This is a genomic window from Streptomyces sp. NPDC015144 (assembly GCF_043079735.1).
In the GTDB taxonomy this organism is placed as follows: domain Bacteria; phylum Actinomycetota; class Actinomycetes; order Streptomycetales; family Streptomycetaceae; genus Streptomyces.
In genome coordinates, this window is the sequence record NZ_JBIBUU010000005.1 from 252,733 (window position 1) to 272,916 (window position 20,184).

Consider the following 20,184-nt stretch of genomic DNA (forward strand, 5'->3'; position numbering starts at 1 on the left):
CAGGAGGCGGCTGGTGACCGTCGACGACACGACCTCCGGTGCGGGCTCACAGCCCCCGTCGGAACCCTCGGTCCACCCGACACCGCATCACGAGGTCGACCATACGGCGGAGCCGACCGACGACCCCCTCGCGATCCGGCTGGAGCAGCTGATCCTGGGCGCCGACCGTCGCTACACCCCGTTCCAGGCGGCCCGGACCGCCGGGGTCTCGATGGACCTGGCCTCCCGGTTCTGGCGGGCCATGGGCTTCGCCGACATCGGCCAGGCCAAGGCGCTCACCGAGGCGGACGTGCTGGCGCTGCGCCGGCTCGCCGGTCTCGTCGAGGCGGGGCTGCTCAGCGAGCCGATGGCGATCCAGGTGGCCCGGTCCACCGGGCAGACCACCGCCCGGCTGGCGGAGTGGCAGATCGACTCCTTCCTGGAGGGGCTGACCGAGCCGCCCGAGCCCGGGATGACCCGGACCGAGGTCACGTACCCGCTGGTCGAGCTGTTGCTGCCGGAGCTCCAGGAGTTCCTGGTCTACGTGTGGCGGCGCCAGCTGGCCGCCGCCACCGGGCGGGTCGTGCAGGCCGCCGACGACGAGGAGATGGTCGACCGCCGGCTGGCCGTCGGCTTCGCCGACCTCGTCGGGTTCACCCGGCTGACCCGGCGGCTGGAGGAGGAGGAGCTCGGCGAGCTGGTCGAGGCCTTCGAGACCACCGCGGCCGACCTGGTGGCCGCGCACGGCGGCCGCCTCATCAAGACCCTCGGCGACGAGGTCCTCTTCGCCGCCGACGACGCGGGCACCGCCGCCGAGATCGCGCTGCGCCTGATCGAGGCGATGACCCAGGACGAGACGATGCCCGCCCTCCGCGTGGGCATCGCCTTCGGCACCGTCACCACCCGGATGGGCGATGTCTTCGGTACGACGGTGAACCTCGCGAGCCGGCTGACGTCGATAGCGCCGAAGGACGCCGTGCTGGTGGACGGCGCCTTCGCCGAGGAGCTGACCCGCACCGGCGAGGCCCCGGCCTCGGAGGTGGCGGCGGCGGAGCAGGCCGCGGTGGCCGAGAAGGAGCGCCGCGAGGGCGGCGAGCCGGCCGCCGTGCCGACGTACCGCTACGGGCTCCAGCCGATGTGGCAGCGACCGGTGCGCGGGCTCGGCGTGGTGGAGCCCTGGCTGCTGGCGCGGCGGACGACCGGTTCCTGAGCCCGGTGGGCCCCGCCGCGGGGCACTTGTCGGGGACGCGCCATAGGATCCCTCCGGTAACGCTCGTTAACCGGAGGGGTTGAGGTCATGGCCGTCACGTCCGAGCAGCGGTTCGGGGAGTTCGTCGTCGTACGGGTCCACGAGGGGCAGGAGCACGTCGCCGAGCTGGTGCTCGACCGCCCGAAGGCGATGAACGCCGTGTCCACGGACATGGCCCGTTCGATCGCCGCCGCCTGCGACGCGCTCGCCGCCGACCCCGGTGTACGCGTCACCGTCCTCACCTCCAGCCATGAGCGGGCCTTCTGCGTGGGCGCGGACCTGAAGGAGCGGAACTCCTTCACCGACGCCGAGCTGGTGCGCCAGCGCCCCACCGCGCGGGCGGCGTACACCGGGGTGCTCGAACTGCCGATGCCGACCATTGCCGCCGTGCACGGCTTCGCGCTCGGCGGCGGCTTCGAGCTGGCGCTCTCCTGCGACCTGATCGTCGCCGACCGCACCGCCGTGGTCGGGCTGCCCGAGGTGTCGGTCGGGGTCATCCCGGGCGGCGGCGGCACGCAGCTGCTGCCCCGGCGGGTCGGCGCGGCGCGCGCCGCCGAGCTGGTCTTCACGGCCCGGCGGCTGGAGGGGGCCGAGGCGCACGGCCTCGGGCTGGTCGACGAGCTGGTGGAGGCCGGGCGGGACCGGACGGCCGCGCTGGAGCTGGCCGGGCGGATCGCCGCCAACTCCCCGGTGGGGCTGCGGGCGGCCAAGCGGGCGCTGCGGCTGGGCCAGGGCCTCGATCTGCGGGCCGGGCTCGAAGTGGAGGACGCCGCCTGGCGGTCGGTGGCCTTCTCCGGCGACCGGGCCGAGGGGGTCGCCGCGTTCAACGAGAAGCGGAAGCCGAACTGGCCCGGGGAGTGAGGCGGCGGCCCCTTCGGTGTCGCGCTGCGTGACCGTACGGGCGGCGGGATCACGGAGCGTGCCGTCACCGTCGATCGAAACCGCGCGAAGATACCTAAGCTGGAGCGATGGGTGAGGATGCACGGCTGCGGGCCGTGGTGACGCTGGCGCAGACGATGGCGGCGGCACACACCCCGCGGGGCTCGTGGCGGGCGGCCGCGCTGGGCGCGTGCGAGGCGCTGGACGGCAGCTTCGCCGCGCTCTCGGTGTGGGAGCGCGGCCCCGGCCGGCTGCGCGTGCTGGTGAACGCGGGCGAGCGGGCCGAGGGGGAGGAGGAGTTCCCCGAGGAGGAGGTGTACCCGGTGCACCGCTTCCCGGAGATCACCGAGTTCCTGCACGAGCGGTGGGCCGGGGGCGGCGAGCCGGACGCCTGGGTGGAGACCGCGGACGGCTCGGTGGACGGGGCGCCGGGCGCCGGGCACGAGTACGGGAGCGGGTACGGGCGCGAGCGGGTGGCCGCGCTGCGGCGGCGCGGGCGCGGCTGCTGCGTGGTCGCGCCGGTCGTGCTGCACGGGCGGGCCTGGGGCGAGCTGTACGTGGCGCGGCCGCCGGGGGCGCCGGTGTTCGACCGGGCGGACGCGGCCTTCGCGACCGTGCTGGCCGCGGTCGTCGCCGCCGGGATCGCCCAGTCCGAGCGGCTGGAGGAGGTGCGCAGGCTCGCCTTCACCGATCCGCTCACCGGCCTGGCCAACCGGCGCGCCGTCGACGTCCGGCTGGAGGAGGCGGTGGAGCGGCACCGGGCGGACGGCTCGGTGATCAGTCTGGTGGTGTGCGACCTCAACGGCCTCAAGTGCGTCAACGACACCCATGGCCACGCGGTGGGCGACCGGCTGCTGGAACGTTTCGGCTCGGTGCTGTCGCGGTGCGGGGCGATGCTGCCGGGGGCGCTGGCGGCGCGGCTCGGCGGGGACGAGTTCTGCCTGCTCGCGGTGGGGCCGGAGGAGGACGAGGTGATCCGGGTGGCCACCGAACTCTGCGACCGGGCGGCCGAGTTGGAGCTGGGGAACGGGGTGGCCTGCGGGATCGCGTCGACCGGGGACCCGGTCGGACCGGTGGTGTCGGCGCGGCGGCTGTTCCGGCTGGCGGACGCGGCCCAGTACCGGGCCAAGGCGGCGCGCGCCACGGGGCCGGTGGTGGCCGGGCGGGACGACGAGGCGATCCGGCTGGCGGACGCCCCGCCCCGGCACGGCCACGACCGCCGCCACCTGCGCGGCAGCCGGCCCTGAGACGCCGTTCCGGTCGCCGGAGCGCCCCGCTCCGGTCGGTAAGGGGTCAACCGGGCGACCGCTAGTGACATGAAGGGATTCAATCCGTACGCTGCTGAATATGGATATGCACACAGTCGTGGTGGGGACGTCCGGGACCACCGCACAGGACGTCATCGCCGTGGCCCGGGGCAACGCCCGCGTCGAGCTCTCGCCCGCCGCCCTCGACGCGCTCGCCGCCGCCCGGGAGATCGTGGACGCGCTCGCCGCCAAGCCCGAGCCGGTCTACGGCGTCTCCACCGGCTTCGGGGCCCTGGCCAGCCGGCACATCGGCCACGACCTCCGGGCCCAGCTCCAGCGCAACATCGTCCGCTCGCACGCCGCCGGCATGGGCCCGCGCGTCGAGCGCGAGGTGGTCCGCGCCCTGATGTTCCTGCGGCTGAAGACGGTCGCCTCCGGGCACACCGGCGTACGCCCCGAGGTCGCGCGGACCATGGCCGACGTGCTCAACGCGGGCATCACCCCGGTCGTCCACGAGTACGGCTCGCTGGGCTGCTCCGGCGACCTGGCCCCGCTCTCGCACTGCGCGCTGACGCTGATGGGCGAGGGCGAGGCGGAGGGCCCGGACGGCACCGTGCGCCCCGCCGGCGAGCTGCTCGCCGCCCACGGCATCACCCCGGTCGAGCTGCGCGAGAAGGAGGGCCTGGCCCTCCTCAACGGCACCGACGGCATGCTCGGCATGCTCGTGATGGCCCTGGCCGACCTGCGCCGCCTCTACACCTCTGCCGACATCACCGCCGCCCTCTCCCTGGAGGCGCTGCTCGGCACGGACAAGGTGCTCGCCCCGGAGCTGCACGCCATCCGCCCGCACCCCGGCCAGGGCGCCAGCGCGGACAACATGCTGCGGGTGCTGGCCGGTTCCGGCCTCACCGGGCGGCACGCCGAGGTCACGGGCGACGCGCCCCGCGTCCAGGACGCCTACTCGGTGCGGTGCGCGCCCCAGGTGAACGGCGCGGGCCGGGACACCCTCGACCACGCCGCGACCGTCGCGGCCCGCGAACTGGCCGCCGCCGTCGACAACCCGGTGGTCCTGCCCGACGGCCGGGTCGAGTCGAACGGGAACTTCCACGGCGCGCCCGTCGCGTACGTACTCGACTTCCTGGCGATCGTCGCGGCCGACCTGGGCTCCATCGCCGAGCGCCGCACCGACCGCCTGCTGGACAAGAACCGCTCGCACGGGCTGCCGCCGTTCCTCGCCGACGACGCCGGGGTGGACTCGGGCCTGATGATCGCCCAGTACACCCAGGCCGCCCTGGTCAGCGAGATGAAGCGGCTCGCGGTGCCCGCCTCGGCCGACTCGATCCCGTCCTCCGCGATGCAGGAGGACCACGTCTCGATGGGCTGGTCGGCGGCGCGCAAGCTCCGTACCGCCGTGGACAACCTCACCCGGATCGTGGCCGTCGAGCTCTACGCGGCGACCCGCGCCGTCGAACTGCGCGCCGCCGAGGGCCTGGTGCCCGCGCCCGCCTCCCGCGCCGTCGTCGAGGCGCTGCGGGCGGCCGGGGTGGAGGGCCCGGGGCCGGACCGCTTCCTCTCGCCGGACCTGGCCGGGGCGGACGCCTTCGTACGGTCCGGGAAGCTGGTCGAGGCGGTCGAGGCGGTGACCGGGCCGCTGGCCTGAGCGGTCCGCGGGCCGGTGACGGCCGAGGGCCCGCGTCCGGACTCCTGGGGAAGGAGCACCGGGCGCGGGCCCGTTCGTGGCCGGGGCGCCGGGGCGCCGGGTGGCCGGGTTCCGGCTAGGCGGACTTCTTGTGCTCGTCCTTTCCTGCGCGCTTCACCGCGACCGTGGCCGTGGCCTGCGGGGAGGCGACCTCGGTGCCGTGGGGGGTGCGGGCGTGGGCGATGGCCGTGTCGGTGACGCGGCCGGCCTTGGCGTCCCGCTCGGTGACCGTGTGCGGCGGGACGGCGCAGGTCATCGACTCGCCGGGGGCCAGGGTCGTCCTCGGGCAGGTGACCGTGCCGCCGGTCGGGTCGTCCACCGTGACGTCGTGCAGGGGGGTGTCGCCGGTGTTGGTGACCTTCAGCTCCCAGTGGATGATGTCGCCGGGCCGGGCGGTGACGCCGCCCGTGCCGCCACCGCCGCCGGACGGGCCGCGTGCGGAGCAGCCGCCGTGCTTGCCGCCGGACGAGCAGTGGCCGCCGTCCTTCTTCTCGACCCTCGCCTTCTTCACCAGGCCGAGCGAGCCGTGCTCGGGCGTACCGGCGACGGTGAGACGCGCGGAGTCCCCCGGGGAGACGACGACGGCGCCGACCCCGTTGACCGAGGTGGCGTGCGCGGTGTTGTCCACCCGTCCGGCCTCGGCGTCGGCCTGCGTCACCGTGTAGACGGCGGTGCAGGTCGTGGAAGCGCCCGCGGGCAGTTCCGTGACGGGGCAGGACACCGGCGACAGGGCCCCGGTGCCGGTGAAGGCGGTGTCGAGGACGCGCAGGTCGTGCACGGCCGCGTTACCGGTGTTGGTGACCTTGTACGTGTAGGTCACGGTCTCCCCGACGGCGGCCCTGGTGGGGCTGACGCCCTTGTCGAAGGCGAGCGTGGCGCGCGAGACCCCCACCGTGGCCTCCGCGTTGCCGGAGGTGACGTTCTCGGCGCTGTCGGGGCGGGTCGCCACGGCGTGCGCGGTGTTGGTGATCCGGCCCGCCGCGATGTCCTGGTCGGTGACGGTGTAGCCCGCGGTGCACAGGACGTCGCCGCCCGGCGGGACGGGTTCCTGGGGGCAGGAGGCGACCGGCGCCGGACCGCTGCCGCTGAACGCCGTCTCCACGATGCGGGGCGCCACCAGCGTGGTGGAGCCGGTGTTGGTGACCGTGTACGTGTACGAGACGGTCTCGCCCGCGGCCCACACGGTGCCCGGCGCGGCCGCCTTCGTCACGCGCAGCCCGGCGGTGCCGGCCGTGGTCAGCCGGCTGCTGCTCCGCTCGGAGCCGACGTCCTGCCCGTCCGGGACGAGCGCGGCGGCACTGGCGGTGTTGTCCACCGCTCCGGCGTCGATGTCGGCCTGCGTCACCGTGTAGGTGGCGGTGCAGGTGGTGCCGGCGTTCGGCGCGAGGGTCGTGACCGGGCAGGACACGGCGGGGGAGCCGCCCGTGCCGCTGAAGCCGTTCTCGACGATGTGCAGGCCGTGCAGGGTGGTGGTGCCGGTGTTGGTGACGCGGAAGGAGTACGTCACCCGCTGCCCGGCCGCGTCGACCGAGGCCGGGCTCACCGACTTCTCCAGCGTCAGGCCCGGCCGGGCCGGCGTCCCCTCCAGGACGACGGAGCCGGTGTTCGAGGTGACCGGGCCGCCCGCGGCGGTGCCGGTGGCGTGCGCGGTGTTCTCGACGGTGCCCCGGTCGATGTCCTCCTGGGTCAGCGTGTAGGTCGCGGTGCAGGTCCGGGACCCGCCCACCGGGAGGGCGCCCCCGGGGCAGTTCACGTCCGGCTCCGGGCCACTGCCGGTGAACTCCGTCTCGTCGATCGCGACGTCGTCCACGGTGGTGTTGCCGGTGTTGATCACTTCGTAGAAGTAGGTGATCTCCCGGCCGACGGTGAAGTCCTCGGGCGCGTCGGGCGCCGCGGACTTGCGCAGGGCGAGTCCGGGTTCCCGGTCGATGCGCACCGTGGCGCTGTCCTCCGCGGTCACCGCCTGGCCGTCCGGGGCGGACCCGGACGCCTGGACGGTGTTGGTGAACCCGCCCTGGTCCACGTCCAGCGGCTCGGTGAGGTAGCTGTTGTGGCAGGACACCGACTCACCCGGCGCGAGCGTGTGGTCCCACCCGTCGCAGTCCAGCGGCAGCAGCTGGCCGTGGCCGGTGAACGCGGTGTCCCGGGCCTGCACCTCGGCGAGCGTGGTGTTGCCGGTGTTGGTGAGGACGTAGGTGTACCGGACCTCCTGGCCGGGGTGGGTGATCGGCTCGTTGTCCACCGTCTTGGTGACGCCGATTCCCGGCCGCAGCTCCGCCGTGACGCGTGCCTGGTCGGGCGGCGACTCGGCGACCTGGCCGGAGTTGTCGACGGCGACGGCGGTGGCCGCGTTGTCGATGCCGCCCGCGTCGATGTCCTGCTGGGTGACGGCGTAGGTGGCCGTGCAGGTCATCTCCTCGCCGGGGGCGAGGGACGTGGCGGGGCAGGAGGGCTCGGGCCGGGGGCCGGTGCCGGTGAAGCCGTGCTCGTGGACCGTCACGTCCCGCAGCGCGGACGGCCCGGTGTTGACCACCTGGTAGCGGTACGTCACCTGGTCCCCGACGGCGTCCACGGTCGTCGGGTCGACGCTCTTGTCGATGCTGATCTCGGGGCTCGGCCGGAACACGTAGACGGTCGCCGAGGCGTCCGCCTCGGTCACCTGGCCGTTGCTGGCGTGGCCCGTGGCGTGGGCGTCGTTCCTGATGGCGCCCTCGTCCGCGTCCTCCTCACGGACCTGGTATTCGACGGTGCCGCACACCTGCTGCTCGCCCGGCAGGATCGGCCCGCAGTCGAAGTGGGCGCCGAGGCGCGGATCGTCGACGGTGACGTGGTCCAGCACGGTGGTGCCGGTGTTGGTCACGTGGAAGGTGTAGTGGAGCAGTCCGCCGGGCGTGGCGGCCTGCTGGTCCACCTCCTTGATCAGCTCCATCGAGGCGTGGCCGACGGCGAAGTTGTCGATCAGGCAGCGGATCTCCCCGGTCCGCACCGCGCGGAACGTCCAGTCGCCGGGCCCGCCTTCGAGCGGCAGCTCGTTGCCCGCGTCGTCGGTGCAGCGGGCCTCCGAGTGGTACTGGTCGGGGAAGGGCGGGAAGAAGTCGTTCGTCAGGTGGTCGAACAGGTGGTACGTGCGGCCCGGCTCGACCGGCACCGGCGGGGCGGTGACGCTGTCGTCGCCGTTCTGGCTGGTGTTCGAGGTGAGCAGGTTGCCGGTGTCGTCGAAGACCCCGATCTTGAACTGGTCGTCGGGGTGGTTGCGGCCGTGGATCTGCTTGGTCAGCACCAGGTTCGCCGCAGCCGCGGGCAGCGCGCACTGGGCGCCGTCCTGCTGGGTGTGCGGCAGCTCGCCGATCGACGTGGCGGCCCGCGCGCCCAGGTCGATGCGGACGAGGGTCCGGTCGGAGACGCCGTAGAGGTACGTGCCGTCGGTGAAGGTGGCGTTGAAGAGGGGCGACGGGTAGTTCCCGCTCACCGGCCCGAGGTCGTCCAGCGTGTGCGTGTCGGGGTTGAAGAACACCAGGTGGGCGGGCGGGGCGCTGTCCTCCTCCCGCAGCCCGTACAGGCCGGTTCCGGCCGGGCCGTCCAGGTACGACCAGTCGCCGGGCGCGTGCTGGCCCAGGTCGCCGGACGCGAGGATCCCGCCGTAGTTCGGCGAGCCGGGGGAGAGGTCGATCTCGGCCCACTGACCGAGATAGCCCATGACCCACCAGTGACCCAGCGGATCGATGTCCCCGGCGACCGGGGCGAACGGGACGTTCAGGCCCACCGGCTCCAGGACGCCGCTCTCCCCGACCCGGAGGACCCGGTGGGCGGGGTCGTCGACCTGCACCCCGTAGAAGTAGTCGTCGAGCGGGTTGTAGCCGACCGCCTCCATGCCCAGCGCGGTCTCACCGGCCGCCGACACATCGCCGGAGGACGGGTCGATCTGCATGATCCGCGGTCCGGGGGCGGGGGGCTCCCCCTCGGCCGGCAGGGTCTCGAAGGTGTAGCCGGTCGGCCGGTCGGACGGACAGAACCAGGTCGGCAGCCCGCTCACCGCGGAGGAGGCGACCGCGGAAGCGGCGGGCGGGTCTTCCGGCGCGCCCGCCGCGACGCCCTGACCGATCGTCATGACCAGTGAGGTGGCCCAGGCGACCGCCCAGCCGACGGCTCTCCGGCGTCGCCCGCGCACGCGGGTCCCGCCCCCTCCGACCCCCCTGGCGGAGCCGCCTCCAGGCAGGTCCGACCGCGCATGGTGTCGCATCCGTCACTCCTTGTCGACATATGTTGGTCGATCCGAGGACAGCAGACGGTGGGGCGGGGAGGAGGGAGCACGGGATGTGCCCGGCCGACGGATCAACCGAAAGATGCGCGCGATGTGGCGTTTGGCCCGATGGCTGCGGCCGCCCCGCTCCTGCGGTCCGGTGCGGGGCGGCTCTGCCGCGCGGCGTCCGGCGTGCCGTCCGGGGCTGACCGAAGTCACCTGAACGGTCGAGGAGTTGTCGTTGCCGCGGGTGCCGCGCCGTGCGGTGACGGGGCGGAGGCGGAGGCGGGCGGACCGTCCCGCCGGGCGAGGGGGTCTCGCCGGTCGATGAGCTCCGCCGGGCGGGGAGCTCCGTCGGCCGTCAGCTCCCGAGCGCCGCCGAGGCTCCTCGCGACGAGCGGGCGAACGCGGCGCCGATGCCCAGCGCCGTCGCCCCGCCGATCAGATACGGGGTGGCGTCGATCCCGGCACGCGCCCCGGTCGCGGTCTCCGCTTCGGCGCCGGACGGGCCCGGCACCGCCTCGGGGGCCTGTACGGTGACGGCCGGGCCGCCCCGTGCCTGTGCCGTACCGGCCGGTTCGTCCGTCGCGGTGGCGGACGGCACGAAACACAGTGCGGTCAGCAGGGCGGCCGCCGCGGTGGCGGTCAGGAGCGGGCGACGGGCGGCGGCCATGGAATCGATCCCCTTGTCACAGCCGTGAGTTGAACGCGTGCGCCGATGCTAGTGAAAGCAGCGGGTCGTGGGAAAGCCGGGGGCCCCGGGAGCTTACGCTCCGGCGCATGAGTACATCTGAGTCAGCGCGTTTCGTTCGGCTTCGCGTCGAAATGGTGCTGGAGATCACGGACTCCGCCGCTCTCGGCGGCACGGCCCTGGAGTCGATCGCCGCCGAGTACGGGGAGCAGGGCGGCGGGCCCGCCGAGGAGCGCCGCCGGGCCGAGACCGCCGTACGGGAGGACGACGCGGAGGCCCTCGCCTCGCTCATCGACCCGTTCGACCTGGTCAGCGGGGTGCCCGGGGTCGAACTCGCCCAGGCGTCCTGGAGCAGCGAGGCCGTCGACTACGACCCGGACGACCCGGAGGGTCTGGACCCCTGGGACCCCGACGACGAGGACGACGCGTCGGACCCGTACCCCGACGACTACGCCGAGGAGGAGGCCGACGACGCCGGGGAGGGGGTTGCGGGCGTCCCGCACAATGGATGAGAACGACTCGGTCGCGTCGCCCCGGGCGGCACGGCCGAGAGCTGGTGAACAACCGGCCCCGGCCCGCTTTCGGAGCGGGCCGGGGCCGCTCCGCCCGCCGGTCGCCGATGGGCGGCCGGCGTCGGGAACCGCCGCGGTCGCGGACGCGTCGATGAGTGTTGTTCCCCACATCCTTCGCGGATGTGGAACGGAGAACACTGCCCACGGGTTCTAGAACCAATGACGGTTTCGCCGGTGCGGCGGCTACGTCCGGGGTTTTTGGGGATTCGGCAACGATGGAGAAGCGTGTGATGACGGACAGCAAGCGGCGCAGGGGCCTGATGGCCGCGTCCGCACTGCTCGGTGGCGTTCTGGTACTCACGGCCTGCAACGACGACGGGGGCAGTGCCGACGGCTCCAACCAGTCACAGGCATCCGAGGTCGACAAGGCCGCGGCGCAGGACGCGTCCGAGGCCCAGATAACGATCTCGCCCAAGAACGGCGCGACCAACGCGAGCATCAACAACGACGCGAAGGTCACCGTCGCCAAGGGCACGCTGTCCCAGGTGGCCATGACCACCGCCGCCGGTGCCGAGGTCAAGGGCACGCTCGCCGCCGACGGCAAGAGCTGGAAGCCGGACGTCCAGCTGGAGCGCTCGACCACGTACAAGATCAACGCCACGGCGAAGGACGCCAAGGGCCGCGAGGCCCACGAGAACAGCTCCTTCACCACCGTCTCGCCCGCCAACAGCTTCATCGGGAACTTCACCCCCGAGGACGGTTCCACGGTCGGCGTCGGCATGCCGGTCTCGATCAACTTCAACAAGGCGATCACGAACAAGAAGGCCGTCCAGGCCGGGATCACCGTGACCTCCAGCAGCGGCCAGCAGGTCGTCGGCCACTGGTTCAACGCCCAGCGCCTCGACCTCCGCCCCGAGAACTACTGGCAGGGCGGCTCCACCGTCACGCTGAAGCTCGCGCTGGACGGCGTCGAGGGCGCCAACGGCGTCTTCGGCGTCCAGCAGAAGACGGTCACCTTCAAGGTCGGCCGCAACCAGGTCTCCACCGTCGACGCCAAGACGAAGATGATGACCGTCACCCGGGACGGCAAGACGGTCAAGACCATCCCGATCTCCTCCGGCTCCCCGGACAACCCCACGTACAACGGGCAGATGGTGATCTCCGAGAAGTTCAAGGAGACCCGGATGAACGGGGCGACCGTCGGCTTCACCGACTCCGACGGCAAGGGCGAGTACGACATCAAGGACGTGCCGCACGCCATGCGGCTGTCCACCTCGGGCACCTTCATCCACGGCAACTACTGGGGCGCGCGGTCGATCTTCGGCAGCGCCAACACCAGCCACGGCTGTGTCGGCCTCGCCGACGTGAAGGGCGCGGGCGACGCCAACCAGCCCGCCGCCTGGTTCTACAACAACTCCCTCATCGGCGACGTGGTCATCGTCAAGAACTCCCCGGACAAGACCATCAGCCCCGACAACGGCCTCAACGGCTGGAACATGAGCTGGTCGGAGTGGACGGCCGGTTCCGAGGCCTGATCCTCCCCGCCGGGCCCGAGATCTGATCCTCATCTCCCGGGCCCCGGCGGCCTTCCGGCGCCGCGCCCTGCCCGGCGCGGCCCGAACCCCGTACCAAGGCGGCGGTTGTCCCGGATCCTTCCCGGATCCGGGGCACCGCCGCCTTCGGCGTCCGGCCGGGCTCACCGGTTCGAGGGGCCGGGGTCAGCGGTACGCGGCGGTGGCGGCGCGGTAGGTGGCGAGGTCCGTGCGGCGGACCTGCCGTACGCCGAGGGGGTCGGCGCGGCCGAGTACGTTGCGGCCGGCCCTCGCGCCGGGGCCCGCGCCGACGCCCGGCCCCGGCCCCGGTCCCGTATCCGCCCCCGCTGCCCGCGCGCCCGTTCCCTTCCCCGTTCCCTTGAACAGCGAGCACAGCCCGTACCAGGGTTGCAGCAGCGTCCAGCTCAGCCCGTACAGCCAGCGCCGCACCAGCGTCCAGGGCCCCGGACGTCCGGCGTCGGGCATCCTGACCACCCGTATCCCCATGAGCAGCTTGCCCGCACCGGCCCCGGCGAGCGCGGTGAGCACCACATGGTTGAGGAAGGAGAACCCGAGCGCGGGCCCGAGCAGCAGACCGGCCGCCTCGGCGGCCGTGGCCGTGTCCAGGTGGGGCCTGGCCAGCAGTCCGGCGGTGATCAGGCAGAGGTAGGCATCGAGGCCGACGGCGAGATAGCGCCGCATCTCGCCCACGCGCGGCGGTACCCGCGCCCCGGCGGGCTGTCCGAATCCGGGCACTCCGGAGAAGTTCCGGTGGCGCCCCTCACCCCGTGAATTCGTCATGGCCGAATCATCGCCGAAGTACCCTCCACCGCGACTACGGGAGAGCTCTTAGGCTCCCGGTCATGACTGTCGCCGTCACCGCCATGATCACCGCCGTAGTCGGAGTGCTCGGTACCCTCCTCGCCCCCGTGCTGTCCCAGCGCATGACCACGCGTCAGCGCGCCGACGAGGCCCGACTGGCCGACGAGCGGCGGCGGTTCGAGGAACGGCGCGCCCAGTACACGGCCATGAACCGGGCGTCCCGGCAGTTCCACACCCTCCTCAAGGACGCCCTGCACCGCATCCGCGACGGCGTCTACACCGAGCAGGAGCGCACCCAGCTCGAAGAGGCCCGCCTCGACCACCGCGACCGCTACGCCGAGGCCCAGATGATCGTCCCGGAGCGGATACTGAGGGCCTCCCGCGAGGCCAACCGGGTCCTCGCCGCCGGGGACGCCACGGTCAAACGCCTGGACCGGGGCCTGGCCCGGGAGGGCGAGAACGTCGAGCAGGCCCTCCTCGACCTGAAGGCGGCCGACACCCGCCTCGCCGCCCTGCGCCGACTGATGCGCCAGGACCTCGGCGTCACCGACTAGGACCTGTCTTCAAACTGCCGTCGTCCGGCCGGAGGCCGGGCCGTGCGGTGTCCGGTGCGTGCGATCGCAAGGCGGAGGGTCGCTCCGATACTGGATGTATCGGGGTGACCCCGACAACGCGGCGAGCGTGCGTGCCGGGCGCCGCACGGCAGGCGGCAGTTTGAAGACAGGTCCTAGGGCGCACGGGGCCGGGGCCGTGCCGGGCCGGATCATGGCCGGATCAGGGCGCGGGGTCCGGCGCCGTGGGCCGGGGGGCGCGCCCCGGGGGCCGGCAACTCCCGTACGGGCGGAGCCGGTACGGCGCGTCCAGCCGGTACTCCCCGCCCCGTGGCACCGTCAGCCGCGTCCACCCGCCCTCCGCGCGCAGGCACCCGCCGCCCGCCCGCAGCCACGGCGAAGGGGCGATCCGTACCGTCACCGAACCGGCGGCGGGCATCCGTACGACCAGGGAGGCGTCGTCCCCGCGCACCACCGTGCCCGGCGCGGAGACCAGCGGCACCGCCCCGCGCACCCGGTAGATCCGCCACCCCGCGCCCCGCCACACCTGCTCCAGCCCGCCGGCGCCGCGCCGGACGAGCGCCGCCTCCGCCTCGGCCGGGCCGTCCGGCCTGCCGTCGTGCAGCACGACCAGGCCCACCGCCCACCGCTCCAGCCAGGCCCGGTACGCGGCCGGGGTCGGCCCGTCGCCGTAGAAGAGGCGTCCGCGCTCCACGTCCAACTGCCGGTTCCAGCCGCGCGCCAGATTCACGTACGGCGCCAGCAGCACGGCCTCGCGGTGGTCGCGGGCCGGCACCACCTCCACCCGGGTCCGTCCGGCACCCAGCAGGTGCAGCGCCGCGACCACGCCGTTGGTGTGCTCCGCCCAGGCGGGCACCGCCGTGGACGCCCGCAGGTCGTCGCCGGTCCGGTCGGCCAGCCACCCCAAGACGAACACCAGCGCACCGGCGAGCGCCACAGCCCGCGCCCGCGCCCTTGCGCTTCGCGAGGGGGACAGCGGCACCGAAGCCAGCGCCGCGAGCAGCACGGGCGGACCGGCGACCCCCACCAGCCGCTCCACGTTCGTCCCGACGGGCGAGGCCACGAGAAAGGTCAGGACGACCCCGACCGCGTACACCGCCGCCGCGCGCCGGACCACCCCGAGCCCCCTCCCGCGCGGCCCCGCCCACCCCAGCGCGGCACAGGCCACCAGCGGCACCCACAGCCTGCCCGCCGGTATCGGCTGCTCGCCGGTGAACGGGAACACCACCGTCGTGGCCGCCACCAGCACGATCGGCGGCACCACCAGCGCGGCCCCCCCGCCGCCACCGCCCGCCCAGCCCGTACGCCGCGCCCACCACCACCAGGAACAGCCCCGCCACCGGGCTCGCCGCCGTCGCCACCGCCGCCCACCCCGCCGCGAGGCCGGCCCGGCGCCGTACGGACAGCAGCGCGACCAGCCCGAGCGCGACCCCCACCGCGAAGGTGGTCCGCCCGGACGCCGTGTTGCACCAGAGCGTCAGCGAGCCCAGCACCGACACCGCGACCGGCCACCGCACCCCGCCCCGCACACAGAGCAGCCCCAGCGCCCACGCCGCACCGACCCCCGCCGCCACGGTCACCGTCCGCACCCCGAGGGCCGCCATCAGGTGCGGGGTCAGCAGGCTGTAGTTGGCGGGGTGCGCCCCTCCGTACCAGGAGAGGTTGTACGCGGACCACGGATGCCGCGCCGCGAATCCGGCCCAGGCGAGCTGCGCCGCCAGATCGCCGCCCCCGGTCGCCAGCACCAGCGCCCACAGCAGCTGGAGAGGCAGGGCGACGAGCACCGCGATCCCCGGCACCCGCCACCGGTCCGCCGCCCACCACCGCCCGTCGGATCCGGCCGGAGCGGCGCGCGTGCCGGTGTCCTCGGTGATCACCACCCGGAAAACCTAGGACGCGACAGGGGTACAGCCAGCTCCACCACGGCCTCGGGTGGTCGCTCCATTCCTGCGTACCCACCGAACGGAGCACGATGGGGACCACACCACAACACGGAGGAACCCCATGAAGGCCCTGCTCTGGATCGTCCTTCTCGGCGCGGTCGCCGGGAACGTCTCGCTCAACCTGATGGAGGACAACGGCCTGCACATCGCGCTGAGCGTGGTCTCCGGCGTGATCGTCCTCGCCTCGGGCGCGGGGCTGTGGATGCTGCGCGGCGGGGGCCGGGGTGAGTACCACGGTTAGGAACCGGTCCACCAGGGGAGATGCCCTTGCACGGACTCGGGGGGTAGCTGGGAGAATCGATCTGCCACAACGGTTCAGTACGTCGCTTCCGTGAGCCGCAGAGCGTGCGATGTCGAGCGACGCCCTCAATGGGGAGGGGGACCGCCGACACCTCCCGGGACGGGGGTGTCATCGCGCGCCATGCCCATCGACGGAAGGTATTGACCCAGATGCAGGCCACCCCTGATTCCGCGACCCCGCATGCCAACGAGAACCGCCTCATCGAGAAGCTGTACGGAGAGGTCCTCCGCCGCAACCAGGGCGAGCGGGAGTTCCACCAGGCGGTCCGCGAGGTCCTGGAGACCCTCGGCCCAGTCCTCGCACAGCGTCCGGAGTTCGTGGACGCCCGGATCATCGAGCGTGTCTGCGAGCCGGAGCGCCAGCTGATCTTCCGGGTGCCGTGGTCGGACGACTCGGGCGACATCCACGTGAACCGCGGCTTCCGGGTCGAGTTCAGCAGCTCGCTCGGCCCGTACAAGGGCGGACTGCGCTTCCACCCCTCGGTCAACCTCGGCATCGTGAAGTTCCTCGGCTTCGAGCAGATCTTCAAGAACGCGCTCACCGGCATGCCCATCGGCGGCGGCAAGGGCGGTGCGGACTTCGACCCCAAGGGCCGCTCTGACGCCGAGATCATGCGCTTCTGCCAGTCGTTCATGACCGAGCTCCACCGCCACCTCGGCGAGTACACCGATGTACCCGCCGGTGACATCGGCGTCGGCGGCCGGGAGATCGGCTACCTGTTCGGTCAGTACAAGCGGATCACCAACCGCTACGAGTCCGGCGTCCTCACCGGCAAGGGCCTCGGCTGGGGCGGCGCCCAGGCGCGTACCGAGGCGACCGGTTACGGCTGTGTCCTGTTCACCGCCGAGATGCTCCGCAGCCGGGGCGAGTCCCTCGAAGGCCAGCGGATCGCCGTCTCGGGCTCGGGCAACGTCGCGATCTACGCGATCGAGAAGGCCCAGCAGCTCGGCGCGACCGTGGTCACCTGCTCCGACTCCAACGGCTACGTCGTGGACGAGAAGGGTGTCGACCTGGCCCTCCTCAAGGAGATCAAGGAGGCTGGGCGCGGCCGGATCTCCGAGTACGCGGAGCGCCGGGGCAGCCAGGCCACGTACGTCGCGGGAACCGGTGTCTGGAACGTCCCCGTCGACGTGGCGCTGCCCTGCGCCACCCAGAACGAGCTGCACGAGGCCGACGCCGTCGCCCTGGTGCGCAACGGGGTGAAGGCGGTCGCCGAGGGCGCCAACATGCCGACCACCCCGGAGGCGGTGCGCGTCCTCCAGGAGGCGGGCGTGGCCTTCGCCCCGGGCAAGGCCGCCAACGCGGGCGGGGTGGCCACCAGCGCCCTGGAGATGCAGCAGAACGCGTCCCGCGACTCGTGGAGCTTCGCCCACACGGAGGAGCGCCTCGCGCAGATCATGCGCCACATCCACGACTCCTGCTACACCACGGCGGAGCGCTACGGCAGCCCCGGCAACTACGTGGTCGGCGCGAACATCGCCGGGTTCGAGCTGGTCGCGGACGCGATGCTGGCCCAGGGCCTGATCTGACCGCACCCGCCGCCTTCCGACGCCCCGGGACCGGCCGCCGACCTCGCGCGGCCGGGCCCGGGGCGTCCCCGTCGCGGGTACGAGGGCGGCGCGCGGATCAGGCCAGGTAACCGGTCCGCCGCCGGAAGCCCTCCGCCAGAACGGTGTTGACGACGACCACCACGGCGAAGCACACCGCCGCCACCGGGTGCCCCACGGCGTGCACCGCGTACGCCCCGCTGCCGAGCACCACCGCCTTGATCAGCAGCACCCCCGCCAACGGCGGCCGGAACCGGGCCCTGGGCGCGGCGAACAGCCCCCACACGACGGCGGCGACGACCGGCGCCCCGACCCCCAGCAGCACCCGGGCCGCCACCCCGTCCCCGGCGGCCACTCCCCACCAGGCCAGCGCGCCCAGCGCCGCCAGCTCGACGAGGAACGCCAGGACCTCATTGGCCGTGTACCAGGGCCGCCCCGCCAGGGCGGCGGGAACGCCACGCTCTTCGCTTGTCATGGCCCCATCCTCGCCGACGGGGGCGTGCGGGGCGCCGCATACGTCGTGGCCGTGGCCGCCACCCGCTGAGGGGAGACGGCCACGGCCCAGGAACCGCTTCTTGCGGCGGCTACGCCCAGCCGACGATGTCGACCGTGTCGTTCGTCTGCGGCGGTTCCTGGAGGGACTGGCGGGGGAAGAGCGGGCGGAGGGTGGTGCTGTCCGTGTCGATGAGCAGGGCGAGGTGGTCGGTGTGGTTCACCCACGACGAGACCTCATTGGCCGCACTGGACCCGTGGACGCCGCCGCTCATGGGCAGCTCGTGCAGGTCGACGGGGTGGCCCGCCCCGATGCCGTAGGCCGGGCCCCGGTTGTCGTAGTCGCGGTAGAGGCAGAGCGTGGCGGGCGGGCAGGGCTCGCTGTCCTGCAGCTCGACCACGCCGGGCGGCAGATAGGTGGCGGCGGCGTTGGCGCTCGCCGAGCCGGGCAGCAGGGCGACGGCCACGGCGGCGATGGCCGAGGCGGCGGCGCGGGCGAGTCTTTTGGGGCGCGGGAAACGGATCGTCATCTCTCGTCTCTCCAAGGGACTGGCCGCCCGGACATGCCGGGCGCGCAGAGGAACGGGCCGACCCCGGCGTCGAGTACCGGCCGGGGCGGCGGAATCCGCGAGTTTCGCGGTGGGCGTCTCCACCCGCAACAGAAGTTACGTTCCATATAGTAATAGTTACTGTATGTCGTCATATTGGGCGTGTCAGTCGGCCCGGACCTTTGAAATGCCTGCCCGAGGCGGCTCTGATCAGCATGGATGCCGGGAGCCGACGCCCCCTCGCCGCCTCTGTCGGGTGCTGGCCGGAATGCTTGCTGCACTCGACCGGTCGCATCGCGGGCGCCCGGCTGCGGTGGGGGGTGAATCTCGAGTCCCGAGCTTCGGGTGTCGAGCTTCGGGAGGGGCCGGTTCACTCTTTCGTGGGCGCGGGGTGGGCCTCTGGGCCGGGGCTTGAGCTTCGGGATCCGGGGGGCGGGATCCGGGCTTCGGGATTCGAGCGGTGTGTTCCAAGTGGTTGGTTTCTTGGGTGGGTTGGGGAACCCCACTCACCCTCCCGAACCCGTCACGGCCAGCAAGTATGACTAATCGTGATCGAGTTGCGGCGCAGAGTCGCGCCCGCTTACGGTGCGAACGAAACGACCCCGGCACAGTGTTGACGCACTGACCGGGGCCTGACCCCAAGATCGCAACCCAGTAGAAAGACGATCCCGTGGCTGTTTCCGAGCTTATCTCCGACCCTTGTGCGCCCGCAGCTCCGCGCGTTGCCCCGCCGAAGGCGAGGCCGGGTTACGGGAAGCGTTCCGTCCCCGAGGAACGACCGCCGTGTGAGGCCGACTTCGCGTTGTTGCCGGTGCGTGAGCGGCACATTGCGGGTTATGTGGAGGCGTTGGCGGAGGGTGCGGCGATGGACATCAAGTCGCTTGCGAAGTCTCTGCCGTTGTACGGGCAGATGGCGGTGGGCAGTGCGTTACGGGCGCTGAGTGTGGCCGGGCATCTTCGCCGGGGTCGTTGCGTGAGCATCGAGGACGGTCAGGTCCGTTGGGTCACGCGCACGTTCTGGTCGCGGGTCGCCCACGACAACGAGTGGTGGACCACCTTCCTTGCCGCCGAGAACCACCGAGCCGCCCAACAGCCCAACCCCCAAACCCCCGCCGCCGCTCCTTCGATGCCCGCCCCCGCTTCCGTACCCGTACCTGCTGCGCAGGTCCCGCAGCCGCGTGCGGCGGAGCCGGTGGGCCCGGTTCGGCCGCAGCCGCAGCCGCAGCCGCAGCCGCAGCCGCAGTCGCAGGGTGGTGTTCCCTCGCCCGCGTTCGCGGCGTTGGCGCGGCTGGGGCGGGTGGACTCCCGTCTGGCGCTTTCGGCGGCGGACTGTGCGGGGTTGGAGGGGCTGGTGGCCGAGTGGTTCGCGCGGGGTGTGGATGCCGATTATTTGACCCGGGCCCTGACGGCGGGGCTTCCCGATGCGGTCGGTTCGCCGTTCGGGCTGGTGCGCCGTCGCCTTCAGGACAAGCTTCCGCCTATCCTGCCCGCGACGCCCGTCCCGCCCGCACCGGCAGACGTCCCGGTGCGTCGGGTGATGCCGGAGTGCACCGAGTGCGGCGTACCGGGAAGGCCCGAAGCCTTCCGCGACGGACTCTGCCGTCCCTGCCGCGAGCTCGACCCCACCCCCTGAGAAAAATGTGACAGTTGGCCCCCAAGTGTCACGTTCGTTTCTCAGACCCGCAGGGCCCCGGCCAGCGGATCACGAGCCGTCCTCCAGCCGGACCCGCTCTGCATTCGTCGGTTCACCCCGTCCCATGCCTGGCGCAACGAGCCGGAGATCCGACAGGCGCATGACTCGCCGGACAGAACCTAGGCGGCGCGAGTCGCTGTGACCATCCAGACCGCACCCGGCATGCAGACGCCGTCCGGGGCCTCGAACTCCCGCAAGGCATCGCAGACTTCGCACCATATCTGCCTGGGGGACGGTG

17 protein-coding genes are annotated in these 20,184 nt (G+C 73.0%); 11 read left to right on the top strand and 6 right to left on the bottom strand.

The features are described 5' to 3' along the window. Positions 1–13 precede the first annotated feature (13 nt). The 4 genes from ACF08W_RS11890 to hutH all read left to right on the top strand — a co-directional run bounded on the left by ACF08W_RS11890 (position 14) and on the right by hutH (position 5,014). On the top strand, positions 14–1,189 hold the full coding sequence (locus ACF08W_RS11890) for an adenylate/guanylate cyclase domain-containing protein (protein ID WP_366295233.1): 1,176 nt from the start codon (positions 14–16) through the stop codon (positions 1,187–1,189). Between the two features lie 87 nt (positions 1,190–1,276). Beyond that, on the top strand, positions 1,277–2,089 hold the full coding sequence (locus ACF08W_RS11895; RefSeq protein WP_385214490.1) for an enoyl-CoA hydratase/isomerase family protein: 813 nt from the start codon (positions 1,277–1,279) through the stop codon (positions 2,087–2,089). 107 nt (positions 2,090–2,196) lie between these two features. Further along, positions 2,197–3,354: a GGDEF domain-containing protein gene (locus ACF08W_RS11900; protein WP_352273456.1), complete on the top strand. Its 1,158-nt coding sequence runs from the start codon at positions 2,197–2,199 to the stop codon at positions 3,352–3,354. A 100-nt stretch (positions 3,355–3,454) separates the two neighbouring features. Continuing rightward, positions 3,455–5,014 (top strand): histidine ammonia-lyase, encoded by a 1,560-nt coding sequence (gene hutH / locus ACF08W_RS11905; RefSeq protein ID WP_385214487.1) that lies wholly within the window; start codon positions 3,455–3,457, stop codon positions 5,012–5,014. Positions 5,015–5,129: 115 nt separating this feature from the next. On the opposite strand, the gene ACF08W_RS11910 is transcribed toward hutH, so the two are convergent. Together ACF08W_RS11910 and ACF08W_RS11915 are read right to left on the bottom strand one after the other, a co-directional pair. Beyond that, positions 5,130–9,221 carry a hypothetical protein gene (locus ACF08W_RS11910; RefSeq protein ID WP_392279170.1) on the bottom strand — a complete coding sequence of 1,364 codons (4,092 nt, stop codon included), beginning with the start codon at positions 9,219–9,221 and terminating at the stop codon, positions 5,130–5,132. A gap of 433 nt (positions 9,222–9,654) precedes the next feature. Beyond that, a complete protein-coding gene (locus tag ACF08W_RS11915) occupies positions 9,655–9,966 on the bottom strand; it encodes a hypothetical protein (RefSeq protein WP_392279171.1) in 312 nt (103 codons plus the stop codon). A 107-nt stretch (positions 9,967–10,073) separates the two neighbouring features. Between ACF08W_RS11915 and ACF08W_RS11920 the strand changes: the two genes are divergently transcribed. Both ACF08W_RS11920 and ACF08W_RS11925 read left to right on the top strand, forming a co-directional pair. Beyond that, positions 10,074–10,496 (top strand): hypothetical protein, encoded by a 423-nt coding sequence (locus ACF08W_RS11920; RefSeq protein ID WP_392279172.1) that lies wholly within the window; start codon positions 10,074–10,076, stop codon positions 10,494–10,496. A 275-nt stretch (positions 10,497–10,771) separates the two neighbouring features. Then, positions 10,772–12,031, top strand: a complete 1,260-nt coding sequence (locus tag ACF08W_RS11925; protein WP_352273451.1) for an Ig-like domain-containing protein — start codon at positions 10,772–10,774, stop codon at positions 12,029–12,031. 183 nt (positions 12,032–12,214) lie between these two features. On the opposite strand, the gene ACF08W_RS11930 is transcribed toward ACF08W_RS11925, so the two are convergent. Next, a complete protein-coding gene (locus ACF08W_RS11930; protein WP_392279173.1) occupies positions 12,215–12,829 on the bottom strand; it encodes an RDD family protein in 615 nt (204 codons plus the stop codon). 62 nt (positions 12,830–12,891) lie between these two features. Between ACF08W_RS11930 and ACF08W_RS11935 the strand changes: the two genes are divergently transcribed. Further along, positions 12,892–13,404 (top strand): hypothetical protein, encoded by a 513-nt coding sequence (locus ACF08W_RS11935; RefSeq protein ID WP_392279174.1) that lies wholly within the window; start codon positions 12,892–12,894, stop codon positions 13,402–13,404. 220 nt (positions 13,405–13,624) lie between these two features. Here ACF08W_RS11935 and ACF08W_RS11940 read toward each other — a convergent pair whose 3' ends face one another. Continuing rightward, complete coding sequence (locus ACF08W_RS11940) at positions 13,625–14,686, bottom strand: hypothetical protein (protein WP_392279175.1); 1,062 nt, start codon at positions 14,684–14,686, stop codon at positions 13,625–13,627. Between the two features lie 197 nt (positions 14,687–14,883). On the opposite strand from ACF08W_RS11940, the gene ACF08W_RS11945 reads away from it, so the two are divergent. The 3 genes from ACF08W_RS11945 to gdhA all read left to right on the top strand — a co-directional run bounded on the left by ACF08W_RS11945 (position 14,884) and on the right by gdhA (position 17,195). Beyond that, the gene (locus ACF08W_RS11945; RefSeq protein WP_392279176.1) at positions 14,884–15,051 is read left to right on the top strand and encodes a hypothetical protein; all 168 of its coding nucleotides are present in this window, start codon (positions 14,884–14,886) and stop codon (positions 15,049–15,051) included. A gap of 375 nt (positions 15,052–15,426) precedes the next feature. Then, positions 15,427–15,606: a hypothetical protein gene (locus ACF08W_RS11950; RefSeq protein ID WP_352273448.1), complete on the top strand. Its 180-nt coding sequence runs from the start codon at positions 15,427–15,429 to the stop codon at positions 15,604–15,606. A 209-nt stretch (positions 15,607–15,815) separates the two neighbouring features. Beyond that, the gene (gene gdhA / locus ACF08W_RS11955; RefSeq protein ID WP_352273447.1) at positions 15,816–17,195 is read left to right on the top strand and encodes an NADP-specific glutamate dehydrogenase; all 1,380 of its coding nucleotides are present in this window, start codon (positions 15,816–15,818) and stop codon (positions 17,193–17,195) included. A 97-nt stretch (positions 17,196–17,292) separates the two neighbouring features. Here gdhA and ACF08W_RS11960 read toward each other — a convergent pair whose 3' ends face one another. Both ACF08W_RS11960 and ACF08W_RS11965 read right to left on the bottom strand, forming a co-directional pair. Further along, entirely contained in the window at positions 17,293–17,688 is a 396-nt protein-coding gene (locus ACF08W_RS11960) for a YrdB family protein (RefSeq protein ID WP_392279177.1), read from the bottom strand. Between the two features lie 109 nt (positions 17,689–17,797). After that, positions 17,798–18,235, bottom strand: coding sequence for a peptidase inhibitor family I36 protein (locus tag ACF08W_RS11965; RefSeq protein ID WP_392279178.1), 438 nt, complete (start codon positions 18,233–18,235; stop codon positions 17,798–17,800). Between the two features lie 883 nt (positions 18,236–19,118). Here ACF08W_RS11965 and ACF08W_RS11970 point away from each other — a divergent pair. After that, positions 19,119–19,886: a MarR family transcriptional regulator gene (locus ACF08W_RS11970; RefSeq protein WP_392279179.1), complete on the top strand. Its 768-nt coding sequence runs from the start codon at positions 19,119–19,121 to the stop codon at positions 19,884–19,886. Positions 19,887–20,184: the final 298 nt, after the last annotated feature.